At 60.1% G+C, this 12,479-nt stretch carries 13 protein-coding genes; all 13 read left to right on the top strand.

The window, feature by feature from the left end; all coding sequences use genetic code 11:
• Positions 1–78 precede the first annotated feature (78 nt).
• Entirely contained in the window at positions 79–1,311 is a 1,233-nt protein-coding gene (locus tag EK22_RS13425; protein ID WP_036251880.1) for a porin family protein, read from the top strand.
• A 30-nt stretch (positions 1,312–1,341) separates the two neighbouring features.
• Positions 1,342–2,640 (top strand): urea ABC transporter substrate-binding protein, encoded by a 1,299-nt coding sequence (gene urtA, locus EK22_RS13420; RefSeq protein WP_036251796.1) that lies wholly within the window; start codon positions 1,342–1,344, stop codon positions 2,638–2,640.
• 165 nt (positions 2,641–2,805) lie between these two features.
• Complete coding sequence (gene urtB / locus EK22_RS13415) at positions 2,806–4,452, top strand: urea ABC transporter permease subunit UrtB (RefSeq protein WP_235209388.1); 1,647 nt, start codon at positions 2,806–2,808, stop codon at positions 4,450–4,452.
• A gap of 3 nt (positions 4,453–4,455) precedes the next feature.
• Entirely contained in the window at positions 4,456–5,547 is a 1,092-nt protein-coding gene (urtC, locus tag EK22_RS13410; RefSeq protein ID WP_036251794.1) for an urea ABC transporter permease subunit UrtC, read from the top strand.
• Positions 5,544–6,323, top strand: coding sequence for an urea ABC transporter ATP-binding protein UrtD (gene urtD / locus EK22_RS13405; protein ID WP_036251791.1), 780 nt, complete (start codon positions 5,544–5,546; stop codon positions 6,321–6,323). The genes urtC and urtD overlap by 4 nt, the downstream gene beginning before the upstream one ends.
• Positions 6,323–7,099: an ABC transporter ATP-binding protein gene (locus EK22_RS13400; RefSeq protein WP_036251789.1), complete on the top strand. Its 777-nt coding sequence runs from the start codon at positions 6,323–6,325 to the stop codon at positions 7,097–7,099. Before urtD ends, EK22_RS13400 begins: the two co-directional genes overlap by 1 nt.
• A 258-nt stretch (positions 7,100–7,357) precedes the next feature.
• A complete protein-coding gene (locus EK22_RS13395; protein WP_036251787.1) occupies positions 7,358–7,933 on the top strand; it encodes a HupE/UreJ family protein in 576 nt (191 codons plus the stop codon).
• Positions 7,934–7,937: 4 nt separating this feature from the next.
• Complete coding sequence (locus EK22_RS13390) at positions 7,938–8,792, top strand: urease accessory protein UreD (protein WP_036251784.1); 855 nt, start codon at positions 7,938–7,940, stop codon at positions 8,790–8,792.
• Positions 8,793–9,052: 260 nt separating this feature from the next.
• On the top strand, positions 9,053–9,355 hold the full coding sequence (gene ureA / locus EK22_RS13385; RefSeq protein WP_036251783.1) for an urease subunit gamma: 303 nt from the start codon (positions 9,053–9,055) through the stop codon (positions 9,353–9,355).
• A 10-nt stretch (positions 9,356–9,365) separates the two neighbouring features.
• Complete coding sequence (locus EK22_RS13380) at positions 9,366–9,677, top strand: urease subunit beta (RefSeq protein ID WP_036251780.1); 312 nt, start codon at positions 9,366–9,368, stop codon at positions 9,675–9,677.
• Positions 9,670–11,373, top strand: coding sequence for an urease subunit alpha (gene ureC / locus EK22_RS13375; RefSeq protein WP_036251778.1), 1,704 nt, complete (start codon positions 9,670–9,672; stop codon positions 11,371–11,373). The genes EK22_RS13380 and ureC overlap by 8 nt, the downstream gene beginning before the upstream one ends.
• 2 nt (positions 11,374–11,375) lie before the next feature.
• On the top strand, positions 11,376–11,807 hold the full coding sequence (ureE, locus tag EK22_RS13370; RefSeq protein ID WP_036251775.1) for an urease accessory protein UreE: 432 nt from the start codon (positions 11,376–11,378) through the stop codon (positions 11,805–11,807).
• Positions 11,797–12,471, top strand: coding sequence for an urease accessory protein UreF (locus tag EK22_RS13365; RefSeq protein ID WP_036251773.1), 675 nt, complete (start codon positions 11,797–11,799; stop codon positions 12,469–12,471). Before ureE ends, EK22_RS13365 begins: the two co-directional genes overlap by 11 nt.
• Positions 12,472–12,479: the final 8 nt, after the last annotated feature.

The following is a 12,479-nucleotide window of genomic DNA, read 5'->3' as shown; positions in this document are numbered from 1 at the left end:
GCCGGTTTTTTCGGCCGCGTTCGGGCCTTCCGGATGCAACATCAAATCATGTTTTTTAAAGTTTGGGGGGAACCTGACATGAGCGATTCTGTAGCAACAACGTCCGAAACACGAAAAAATCGGCTTCTTTCCGCCATCAGCCTGCTGGCGCTGGCGGCCGGCCATGCGTCGACCACGCAGGCGGGCGCGACATTCAAAATCGACGACACCAAATGGGTCAGCATCGGTGCCGGTTTGCGCACCAGTTTTCAATCCGTGGAAGGCGCGTCCGGCGCCAATGGCAACAAATGGAGCAACGACTTTAACCTGGACAATATCCGTTTGTACATCAACGGGCAAATTCATGAATATTTGAAGGTGGAGTTCAACACTGATTGCCAGACCTGCAGCAATGGCGGGGAAGTGCGGGTGCTGGATGCGATCGGCAAGTTCGAGTACAACCCCTACGTTAACCTTTGGGTGGGCCGCATGCTGGTGCCGGCCGAACGCCGGGAAATGAACGGCCCGTTTTACAGCGGCATCTACAATATTTTCAGCGCCGGCACGCCGTTCGAGCCGGCCGACTTCAACCTGACCATTAAATCGGACGGCACGTCCGCCGGCTCTTTCGGTCGCGATGACGGCGCCACGTTCTGGGGGGCGGCGTTTGACGGCCGTTTGCAGTATGCCTTCGGCTTTTTTCGCGGCCTGAGAGGCGGCGCCAATGTCGACGACAATATCCTGTACGCCCAGCGCATCGCCTACAACTTCTGGGATGTCGAGAAAAATCCCGGCTATTACACTTCCGGCACGTACTACGGCAAGGGCGGCGATATTCTGACCGTCGCGGTCACCAACCAGTACCAGGAAGACGGCGCCGGCACGTTCGACGATGCCGGCAATTTTCGCGGCACCTCGGTCGACGTGCTGATGGAAAAAGTGCTGGGCAACGGCGGCGTCGTGACCTTGAACGGCGAGTACAAAAACTACGGCATTACCGACGGCTACAGCCAGGCCTCGCGCGATGCCGGCGGCGGCTTCGCCATGTTCGAGGGCAACGCCTACGACATCAGCGGCATGTACCTGTTTCCGCAGCAAATCGGCATCGGCCAGTTTCAGCCCTATGTGCGCTATGTGAATGTCCTGCCGGACGGCAGTTCCGACCGCGATGTCGTCGAAGGCGGCGTGAACTACGTCATCGACGGCCATAACGCCCGCGTGTCCTTGAGCTGGCAGTACGGCGACCTGCTGACCAAGGGGCTCGATTACTCATCAACCGCCTTGGGCGATGATGTCAACGCCATCAAGCTTGGCTTCCAGTGGCAAATTTAAACCTCACTTCAACACTTCAGGATGACTATTATGAATAGACTATCTTCAAAACTGCGCAGCCTCGGCATTGCCGGCACCCTCGCGTTACTGACCTCGGCGGCCGGCGCGGCCAAGGCCGAGGACACCATCAAGGTCGGCGTGCTGCATTCGCTGTCCGGCACCATGGCGATCAGCGAAACCACGCTGAAGGACACGATGCTGATGCTGATCGATGAACAGAACAAGAAAGGCGGCCTGCTCGGCAAAAAGCTCGAAGCCGTGGTCGTCGATCCGGCCTCCAACTGGCCGCTGTTCGCCGAAAAGGCCCGTGAACTGCTGACCAAGGACAAGGTGGCGTCGATCTTCGGCTGCTGGACGTCGGTGTCGCGAAAATCCGTCCTGCCGGTGGTGGAAGAGCTTAACGGCCTGCTGTTCTACCCGGTGCAGTACGAAGGCGAGGAGTCGTCCAAGAACGTCTTTTACACCGGCGCCGCGCCGAATCAGCAGGCCATTCCGGCAATCGATTATCTGATGAACGATTTAAAGGCGGAGCGCTGGGTACTGGCCGGCACCGACTACGTTTACCCGCGCACGACCAACAAGATTCTTGAAGCGTATCTGGTCGCCAAGGGCGTGGACAAGAAGGATATCATGATCAACTACACGCCGTTCGGGCATTCCGACTGGCAGAGCATCGTCGCGGACATCAAGAAATTCGGCTCGGCCGGCAAGAAGACGGCCGTGGTGTCGACCATCAACGGCGACGCCAACATCCCGTTCTACAAGGAACTGGGCAACCAGGGCATTTCCGCGGAACAGATTCCGGTGGTGGCGTTTTCGGTGGGCGAAGAGGAACTGTCGGGCATGGATACCAAGCCGCTGGTGGGCCATCTGGCCGCCTGGAACTATTTCATGAGCATCGACACCACTAAAAACGCCGATTTCATCTCCAAATGGCATGACTTTATCAAGAATCCGAAACGCGTGACCAATGATCCCATGGAAGCGCACTACATCGGTTTCAACATGTGGGTCAAGGCCGTGGAAAAAGCCGGCACCACCGATCCGGATGCCGTACAGAAAGCGATCATCGGCATGGAGTTTCCGAACCTGACCGGCGGCATCGCCAAAATGCTGCCCAACCATCACATCAGCAAACCGGTATTGATCGGCGAAATCCAGGACGACGGCCAGCTGTTGACGGTCTGGCAGACCAACACACTGGTCGAAGGCGATGCCTGGTCCGATTTCCTGCCGGAAAGCCAACCCATCATTGCCGACTGGACGGCGCCGATCAGCTGCGGCAATTACAACACCGAAACCAAACAATGCTCCGGGCAGAATTTTTGATTTGAAGGCATTGGCCGGGTTAGTGAATCCGATGTTTTAGGGGCGGCCATGCCGGGTTTCATTGTAGGGGCGGACCTGCGTGTCCGCCCTGTTTCGGGTGCACAACGGGTTATCGGAGAACCACAGGCCAAAGGCGAACCGTTGATTATGATTATTGGAGAGGACATGAAAGCGAATTCTTTCAGGTGGTGCAGCGGGGCGGTCATGGCCGTCATCCTGATGCTGCCAACGTTGGGCCTGGGTCAGGAGAACGCTTCCGAGGCGGCTTTCTCGGCCGCGTTGACTACGCTTAAGGGCGCGTCCATGGCCGAACGCGGCCAGGCTATCGAACAACTGGCCGCGGTGCGCCAGCCGCGCGTCGTTGTCGTGCTGCAGGCGCTGCTGGAGGGTCGGCTGTTTAACCTGAAGGCCGATGACCGGCTCGTGATCGGCGAGACGGTTGAGGAAGGCTACCGGCTTATCGATGCCCAAAGCGCCGAAAGCCTGGGCACGGCGGCGCGCTCCGCGACGCAAAAGATTGCCGTCACCAACAATCTGCGCGCCTCGCTGCGGAAACTCATCGGTCGGTTACAGCTGAATGATGAGGATGCCAACATCAGGCTGGCCGCGGTCAAGGCTATCGGTAAGGCCGTGGATGCCGACAGCCTGGCGCTGCTGCGCGACCATCTGGTACTGGAACAGGACGCGGGCGTCCAAAAAGCCATCAAGCTGATCCTGGGGCTGGAGCAATTGAACAGCACCGACAAAGCCCAGCGTCTGGCCGCGATCGCCTTGTTAAAAGATCAGGCCAGCCGCGATGTCGTCAACCGCTTGAACGGGCTGGTCGAGAAAGACACCGAAGGCCGTTTCCGGGAGCCGGACGGCGAGGTGCGCCATCAAGCCGAGGCGGCACTGGCGAGCATCAATGCCAGGCTGCAGCTGTACGCCGCGGCCGAAACCCTGTTTTTCGGCCTGAGCCTGGGCGCGGTGCTGGTGCTGGCGGCGATCGGCCTGGCCATTACCTTCGGCGTCATGGGCGTGATCAACATGGCGCACGGCGAATTGATGATGCTCGGCGCTTACACCACGTACGTCACGCAACAGCTCCTGCCGGACAGTCTGGGCTGGTCGCTGGCGATCGCGATACCGGCCGCGTTCGTTATTTCCGGCCTGACCGGGATCGCCATCGAACGCGGCATCATCCGCTTTCTGTACGGCCGCCCGCTGGAAACGCTGCTGGCAACCTTCGGCGTCAGCCTGTTTCTGCAACAGACGGTACGGTCGATTTTTTCTCCATTAAACCGCAGCGTCGCCACGCCGGACTGGATGAGCGGCGCCTGGCGGATCAATGATTTCCTGTCGCTGACCTGGAACCGCTTTTACATTCTGGTGTTCTGTCTGCTGGTGTTCGCGTTGCTGCTGCAAATCCTCAGGCGCACGCGTTTAGGGCTGGAAGTGCGGGCCGTGGCCCAGAACCGCAATATGGCCAAAGCCATGGGCATACCGACCGGTCGGGTCGATGCCTTGACTTTCGGACTGGGCTCGGGCATTGCCGGGGTGGCCGGCGTGGCCTTGAGCCAGATCACCAATGTCGGCCCGAATCTGGGGCAGGCCTATATCGTCGATTCGTTCATGGTCGTGGTGTTCGGCGGCGTCGGCAATTTGTGGGGCACATTGGTGGCGGGGTTTTCCCTGGGGATCGCCAACAAATTGCTCGAACCCTACGCCGGCGCCGTATTGGCGAAAATACTGGTGCTGGTGTTCATCATTTTATTCATTCAAAAGCGCCCGCGCGGCTTGTTTCCGCAACGGGGCCGGGCAGTGGAGGGCTAGGCGATGCTGTTAAAAGGATTAAAAAACGACAAGGCCATGGCCTCGGTGCTGGTTGCCCTGGCCGCGATCAGTCTGATCGTGCCGGTCTGCAATCTGATTTTCGCACCGGGTTCGGCGCTGTATTTTTCCGCCTATACGGTTTCGCTGATAGGCAAGTACCTGACCTTTGCCCTGCTGGGCATGTCGCTGGACCTGGTCTGGGGCTATTGCGGCATTCTGGCGCTGGGGCAGGGCGCGTTTTTTGCGCTGGGCGGCTACGTCATGGGCATGTATCTGATGCGCCAGATCGGCAGTCGCGGCGTGTACGGCGATCCCGTGCTGCCCGATTTCATGGTGTTCCTGGACTGGAAGGAACTGCCCTGGTACTGGCACGGATTCGATCAGTTCTGGCTGGCGGCGTTAATGATTGTGCTGGTGCCGGGCTTGCTGGCTTTCGTGTTCGGCTGGCTGGCGTTCCGCTCGCGGGTGACCGGCGTGTATCTGTCGATCATCACGCAGGCTTTGACCTATGCGCTGATGCTGGCTTTTTTCCGCAATGAAATGGGCTTCGGCGGCAACAACGGTCTGACCGATTTCAAGGACATCCTGGGCTTCAATATCCAGTCCGACGCCGTGCGCGCCTGCCTGCTGATGGCTTCAGGCATCACGCTGATTCTGGCCTTGCTGATCAGCCGCCGGGTGATCAACAGCAAATTGGGCCGGGTGGTGACAGCGGTCCGCGATCAGGAAATGCGCGTGCGTTTTCTGGGTTACCGCGTCGAAAGCTTCAAATTATGGGTTTTCGTGTTTGCGGCCATGTTGGCCGGCATGGCCGGCGCCCTGTATGTGCCGCAGGTCGGCATCATCAATCCCAGCGAGTTTTCGCCCCTGAATTCGCTGGAAGTCGTCATCTGGGTCGCGGTCGGCGGGCGCGGCACGCTGTACGGGGCCATCGTCGGCGCGGTGCTGGTCAATTATGCCAAGACGCTGCTGACCGGATGGGCGCCGGAAATCTGGCTGTTTTTTTTGGGGGCGGCCTTTATTCTCGTTACCGTGCTACTGCCTGACGGCTTGCTCGGGTTCTGGCGGCGGCGTCCGAAGGAGCAAAAACCATGAGCGTACCCGCCTTGAAAGCAGGCCAGGTCGATACCCGGCACGGCACAATACTTTATCTGGAAGATGTCAGCGTCAGTTTCGACGGCTTCAAAGCCCTCAATAACCTGTCGCTGTATATCGGCGCGGGAGAACTGCGCTGCCTGATCGGCCCGAACGGCGCCGGCAAGACCACGCTGATGGATGTGATTACCGGCAAGACCCGTCCCGACAGCGGTACGGTGTTTTTCGGGCAGACCATCGATCTGCTGCAAATGGATGAGCCGGCCATTGCCCAGGCAGGCATCTGCCGCAAATTTCAAAAGCCCAGCGTCTTCGAAACGCTGAGCGTGTTCGAAAACCTGGAACTGGCCCTGGCGACCGATAAGGGCGTCTGGGCGACCCTGTTCGCCAGGCTCAATGGAACGCAGCGGGAGCGCATCGAGCAAGTGCTGGAAACGATAGGGCTGACCGGACACCGTTCGCAGCCGGCCGGCATTCTGTCGCACGGGCAGAAGCAATGGCTGGAGATCGGCATGCTGCTGATGCAGGAGCCTCAGGTCATGCTGGTCGACGAACCGGTCGCGGGCATGACTCATCAGGAAGTCGAACGCACGGCGGAGCTGCTGCTGTCGCTGCAGGGCGAGCGTTCCATCATCGTGGTCGAGCATGATATGGAATTCGTGCGCTCGATCGCCCAGCGCGTGACCGTGCTGCATGAAGGGACGGTGCTGACCGAAGGCAGTATGGACGAAGTACAGAACGACCCGCGCGTCATACAGGTTTATTTGGGGGACTGATGCTGAAAATTACCGGACTGAATCAATATTACGGCGGCAGCCATACCTTGTGGGATGTCGATCTAGCCGTGCCGGCCGGCTCCTGCCTGTGCCTGATGGGACGCAACGGCGTCGGCAAAACCACCTTGCTCAAGTGCATCATGGGGCTGATCGCGGTACGCGAGGGCGCTATCGATTATCAGGGTACGGCGTTAACCCTGGCCAAACCGGAAAAGCGCGCCGGGCTGGGCATCGGTTTCGTGCCGCAGGGGCGGGAAATCTTTCCGCTGTTGACCGTGGAGGAAAACCTGAAGACCGGTTTGCGCGCGGTGCGCGGGCAGGGCATCAAAAAAATCCCGGACTCTGTCTTTGAGATTTTTCCGGTACTGAAGCAAATGCTCAAGCGGCGCGGCGGCGATCTGTCCGGCGGCCAGCAGCAACAGCTGGCCATCGGCAGGGCCCTGGTGCTGAATCCCAAATTGCTGATCCTGGACGAACCGACCGAAGGCATACAGCCGAACATCGTCAGCGAAATCGGCGATGTGATCATCCGCCTGAACCGGGCCAGAAACATACCGACGCCGCTGCTGAAAGAGGGCGAAAGGGATGACGTGCGCGAAGGCATCATCAAAATCAAAAACGAACTGGGCGTGACCGTCCTGCTGGTGGAGCAAAAACTGCCTTTTGCGCGCAAAGTGGCGGATCGGTTCTATATAATGGACCGCGGCCGAGGCGTCGCCGCCGGCGCCATGGACCAGCTGAGCGAAGATATGGTGAAACGCTATTTGACGGTTTGACGGGTAATGTATAAAACATCATGTAGGGTACGCAGTGCGTACCTTTTGGGATGTTGATAAATCCTGACATTTTAAAAGGTACGCGATGCGTACCCTACAGGAACCGAGCGGGACGGGGCATGTTGCCCCGTCCGAAATGTTTCAGGTTGGTAGGGTAGCCACTTGACCCAGGCATCATGAAAACGTTAGGGGCGGGGTTACAAACCCCGCCCCGCTTGAGTACCCTACGGGAATTTAAAATAACACTGGGGAATCTTTATGAAAGCGAACAAATTGCTAATTTTTATCGGTTTGATGTTGTCCTTGCCGGCGCAGGCGCATACCGGCGCCGGAGCGGTGCATGGCTTTATCGACGGCTTGCTGCATCCGTTGCTGGGTATCGATCATTTGCTGGTCATGCTGGCTATCGGGCTATGGGCGGCGATGCGCGGCGGCAGGGCATTGTGGCTGCTGCCAATGAGTTTTTTGTTAACGATGGCCGCGGGCGCGGGCGTCTCTCTGCTCGGTATCGCCATCACCTCGGCGGAAAGCTGGGTGGCGTTTTCGGTGCTGGCTTGCGGATGGCTGGTCTGGAGTAACTGCCGCATGTCCTCCGGTCTGGCGGTCGTCCTGGCTGCCGTGTTCGCGTTCGGTCACGGTTATGTCCATGCCGCCGAGCTGCAAGCGGGAGCCGATGCCGGCTCGTACGCGGCGGGGTTTTTGCTGACCACGGCCTTGCTGAATGGCTTGGGCATCGCGGCAGGCTTATCGGGAACGGCCAGACTGAAAACCATCGGCACCGGCTTTGGCCTGCTGTGCGCCATCGTCGGCACGACCTTGCTGGCCGGAGCCTGATCGGGTGCTGGCAGATCTGAAGGAAGCAGGCTGCGCCAGCGTAGCGGGCAACTCTGCTCAAGGCTGGGAAGCGAAACTGGCGCTGGGGTTCGCGCAGCGATACGGCAAAACGGTCCTGGCGCACCGCCGTCATTACGGCCCGCTGACGGTACAGCGGCCGTTTTATCCGGAAGGCGGAGTGTGCCATGTCTACATGCTGCATCCGCCGGGCGGCATCGTGGCGGGCGATCACTTGAGTCTTGAGATCGATGCCGAGGCAGGCAGCCACGCCCTGATCACCACGCCGGCGGCGGGCAAGTTTTACCGCAGCGCGGGCGGGCTGGCCAGGCAGGATGTCTCGATAACCGTGGCGGAGGGCGCGGCGCTGGAATGGCTGCCGCAGGAAACCATCGTTTATGAAGGCGCCCGCCTGCGCTCGACGGTCAGGGTTGAACTGGCTTCAAAAGCGCGTTTTATCGGTTGGGAAATCCTGTCCCTGGGCCGGCCCGCCTGCGGTGAGCGTTTCGACGAGGGGCTGGCGGATCTGGACTGGCAGGTTTATTGCCAAGACCGGCCTCTGCTGCTGGAACGTTTGAAGCTGGATGCCAGGGCTTTTGCGGCGCGCTGGGGCCTGCAGGGCTGTTCGACGTGCGGAACGCTGTTCGCTTACCCTGCCGGCGCTGAAACGCTGGCCGCCGTGCAGCAGTTGATCGGCGACGCCAAAGGCCGGGGCGTGACGCGCATGGACGATCTGCTGGTCTGTCGGGCGCTTGATTGCCGAAGCGACCGGCTACGCGGTTTCTTCGAACGGGTTTGGGCGATTGTACGGCCGGACTGCGTGCGGCGCGAAGCCTGCGCGCCGCGGATTTGGGCGACTTGACTCACTACCATTACCAGAAAGTCGTTAATTAAAGCCCGTGGGAGCGACGCCCACGTCGCGACAAGCGTTTAACAATGCTCGCTCTAGTCGCGACGTAGGCGTCGCTCCCACAACCGGCTTTCATTTTTCGGCTTGGTAAAATTAACTTTATGATCGTTAAGTTTATCCATTCATGGTTCGACAAGGCTCTCCCGAGCATAGCCAAAGTGATCACCACAAAAGGCTTAACTTAACGAGTGGCAACTTGGGAAAATAAAACAATGCAATTAACACCACGCGAAAAAGACAAACTGCTGATATTTACCGCCGCTCTGCTGGCCGAACGGCGCAAGGCCCGCGGTCTCAAGTTGAACTACCCCGAAGCCGTGGCTTTTATCAGCGCCGCGATCATGGAGGGCGCGCGCGATGGCCGCACGGTCGCCGAATTGATGGAGTTTGGCCGCACGCTGCTCAACCGCGACGAGGTCATGGAAGGCGTTGCCGATATGCTGCCCGATGTGCAGGTGGAGGCGACTTTTCTCGACGGCACCAAGCTGGTGACCGTGCACAACCCCATCGAGTAGGAGTGGCGCCATGATTCCGGGAGAGATTATTGCCGCCGCCGGCGAGCTGGAACTGAATGCGGGCCGCGAGACGATCCGCGTGGTGGTCGCCAACAGCGGCGACCGGCCGATTCAGGTCGGCTCGCATTATCATTTTTTCGAGACCAATTCCGCCTTGCACTTTGACCGCGCCGCGACGCGCGGCTTCCGGCTGGATATTCCGGCCGGCACGGCGATGCGCTTTGAACCCGGCCAGCAGCGTGAAGTGCAGCTGGTGGCCTTTGCCGGCTTGCGCCGGGTTTATGGTTTTCGCCAAGCCGTGATGGGAGAGTTAGATGAGTAGAATCAGCAGACAGGCTTATGCCGATATGTTCGGGCCGACTACCGGCGACCGCGTGCGCCTGGGCGACAGCGGCCTGTTTCTGGAAGTGGAGGAAGACCGCACGGTTTACGGCGATGAAGTCAAGTTCGGCGGCGGCAAGGTCATCCGCGACGGCATGGGGCAAAGCCAGGTTGATGGCACTCAGGCTATGGACCTGGTCATCACCAATGCCTTGATCGTCGATTACTGGGGCATCATCAAGGCCGATGTCGGCATCAAGAACGGCCGCATCGCTGGCGTCGGCAAGGCCGGCAATCCCGATACGCAACAGGGCGTCAATATCGTCATCGGCCCCGGCACCGAAATCGTCGCCGGGGAAGGCCAGATTCTGACGGCTGGGGGCATCGACGCGCATATCCATTTCATCTGTCCGCAGCAAATCGACGAAGCCCTGATGTCGGGCATCACTACCATGATCGGCGGCGGCACCGGCCCCGCCACGGGCACGAACGCGACGACCTGCACGCCCGGCGCCTGGAATATTCATAATATGCTGCAATCGCTGGATGCGTTTCCGATGAACTTCGGCCTGCTCGGCAAGGGCAACGCCAGTCTGCCGGCGGCGTTGGAAGAACAGGTGCGCGCCGGGGCCATGGGCCTGAAGCTGCACGAAGACTGGGGCACGACGCCGGCGGCTATCGATTGCTGCCTGTCCGTGGCCGAGCGCTTTGACGTGCAGGTCGCGATTCACACCGACACCCTGAACGAATCCGGGTTTGTCGAAGACACCTTCGCCGCCTTCAAAGGCCGCACCATCCATACCTATCACACCGAAGGCGCCGGCGGCGGCCATGCCCCTGATATCATCAAGGCCTGCGGCGAGGCCAACGTGCTGCCGTCGTCGACGAATCCGACCCGGCCCTATACGGTCAACACCGTGGACGAGCATCTGGACATGCTGATGGTGTGCCACCATCTGGACCCGGGCATCGCCGAGGACGTGGCTTTCGCCGAATCGCGCATTCGCCGCGAGACTATCGCCGCCGAGGATATTCTGCATGACCTGGGCGCCTTTTCGATGATCGCGTCCGATTCGCAGGCCATGGGCCGGGTCGGCGAGGTCATTATCCGCACCTGGCAGACCGCGCATAAAATGAAGGCGCAGCGCGGCAGCCTGGCGGAGGATTCGTCCCGCAACGATAATTTCCGCATCAAGCGCTATATCGCCAAATACACCATCAATCCGGCCATCAGCCACGGCATCGCGCACGAAGTCGGGTCCGTCGAAGTCGGCAAGCTGGCCGATCTGGTGCTGTGGCAGCCGGCCTTTTTCGCGGCCAAGCCCAGCCTGATCATTAAAGGCGGATTCATTGCCGCGGCGCCCATGGGCGATCCCAATGCCTCGATTCCGACGCCGCAGCCGGTGCATTACCGGCCCATGTTCGGCGCCTTCGGCAGGGCCGCCGCGGCCAACTCGATGCTGTTTTTGCCGAAGGTCGCGGCCGAGGCCGACATGGCCGCGCTGCTGAAGCTGAACAAGCGGATCGGCGTGGTGGCGAATACGCGCACGATCGGCAAGAAAGATTTGATCCACAATCATTACCAACCGCATATCGAAGTCGATCCGCAAACCTATTCGGTGCGCGCCGACGGCCTGCTGCTGACTTGCGAGCCGGCCGATGTGCTGCCTTTTGCCCAACGTTATTTTTTGTTTTGAAAATGCTGAAACTTACTGAACTGGCTCCGCCGGAGACGACTCCGGACGATGTGGTGACGCTGCCGTACGAAGCCCGGCAGAAAAGCCGGCTGTTGGTCAACACCGACAGCGGCACTGAAATCGGACTGTTTTTGCCGCGCGGCCAGGTGTTGCGCAAGGGGCTGATTTTAACCGGCCCCGATCATTACCGCGTACGCGTCGATGCGGCGCCGGAGCCGCTGTCGGTGGTACGCACGGACGATGCCTTGCAATTCGCGCGCGCCTGCTATCACCTCGGCAACCGGCATGTAGCCTTGCAGATCCGGCTCGGTGAGCTGCGTTTTCCGGCGGATCATGTCCTGGACCACATGCTGGAAGGTCTGGGGCTGACGGTTACGCATGAGGAACTGCCGTTCGAACCGGAACAGGGCGCGTATCACGGCGATGGTCACTGATCTGGCCTTGCTGCGTTTGCTGCAGCTGGTCAGCCCCGGCCTGCCGGTCGGCATGTACAGTTATTCCCAGGGCCTGGAGCGTGCGGTCGACGATGGCTGGATAACCGATGCCGATGAAGCCGGCGCATGGCTGGACGGCCTGATGCATGGCGGCATGGTGTGCATCGACCTGCCTGTGCTGGCGAGGTTTTATCATGCCTGGCGAGACGGGGCCATGGAACAGCTGGAGCACTGGAGCCGGGTTCTGATCGCCTGCCGCGAAACGGCCGAGTTGCGGGCCGAGGACCGGCAAACCGGCCAGGCCCTGGCGCGCCTGCTGGACGGTTTGGCGATAACTGAAATGCAGCCCTGGATACGCAAGCCGGAAGCGACGCTGGCCGCGGTGTTCGCGTTTGCCGCCGTCAACTGGGGCATTCCCTTGCGCGCGACCGCCATCGGCTATCTGTGGAGCTGGCTGGAAAACCAGGTGCTGTGCGCGGTAAAGCTGGTGCCGTTGGGGCAGGTGGCCGGGCAGCGGCTATTGGCCGATCTGGCCGGAAACATACCGGCCCTGGTCGATGAGGCGTTAACCCTTGCCGATAATGAGATCGGCGGCAGCGCTTTCGGTCTGGCCCTGGCCAGCAGCCGCCATGAAATGCAGTATTCCCGATTATTTCGTTCTTGAGAGGATGT

Origin of the sequence: Methylobacter sp. BBA5.1 (assembly GCF_000746145.1) — a bacterium.
GTDB lineage: Bacteria > Pseudomonadota > Gammaproteobacteria > Methylococcales > Methylomonadaceae > Methylobacter > Methylobacter marinus.
The sequence above is the reverse complement of the archived record's forward strand: the minus strand, read 5'-3'. Positions and strand labels throughout refer to the sequence as shown.

Excerpts from the sequence above, each read along its gene's own strand:
- EK22_RS13425 (WP_036251880.1), top strand. The coding sequence starts at position 79 with ATGAGCGATTCTGTAGCAACAACGTCCGAAACACGAAAAAATCGGCTT.
- urtA (WP_036251796.1), top strand. The coding sequence starts at position 1,342 with ATGAATAGACTATCTTCAAAACTGCGCAGCCTCGGCATTGCCGGCACC.
- urtB (WP_235209388.1), top strand. The coding sequence starts at position 2,806 with ATGAAAGCGAATTCTTTCAGGTGGTGCAGCGGGGCGGTCATGGCCGTC.
- urtC (WP_036251794.1), top strand. The coding sequence starts at position 4,456 with ATGCTGTTAAAAGGATTAAAAAACGACAAGGCCATGGCCTCGGTGCTG.
- urtD (WP_036251791.1), top strand. The coding sequence starts at position 5,544 with ATGAGCGTACCCGCCTTGAAAGCAGGCCAGGTCGATACCCGGCACGGC.
- EK22_RS13400 (WP_036251789.1), top strand. The coding sequence starts at position 6,323 with ATGCTGAAAATTACCGGACTGAATCAATATTACGGCGGCAGCCATACC.
- EK22_RS13395 (WP_036251787.1), top strand. The coding sequence starts at position 7,358 with ATGAAAGCGAACAAATTGCTAATTTTTATCGGTTTGATGTTGTCCTTG.
- ureA (WP_036251783.1), top strand. The coding sequence starts at position 9,053 with ATGCAATTAACACCACGCGAAAAAGACAAACTGCTGATATTTACCGCC.
- EK22_RS13380 (WP_036251780.1), top strand. The coding sequence starts at position 9,366 with ATGATTCCGGGAGAGATTATTGCCGCCGCCGGCGAGCTGGAACTGAAT.
- ureC (WP_036251778.1), top strand. The coding sequence starts at position 9,670 with ATGAGTAGAATCAGCAGACAGGCTTATGCCGATATGTTCGGGCCGACT.
- ureE (WP_036251775.1), top strand. The coding sequence starts at position 11,376 with ATGCTGAAACTTACTGAACTGGCTCCGCCGGAGACGACTCCGGACGAT.
- EK22_RS13365 (WP_036251773.1), top strand. The coding sequence starts at position 11,797 with ATGGTCACTGATCTGGCCTTGCTGCGTTTGCTGCAGCTGGTCAGCCCC.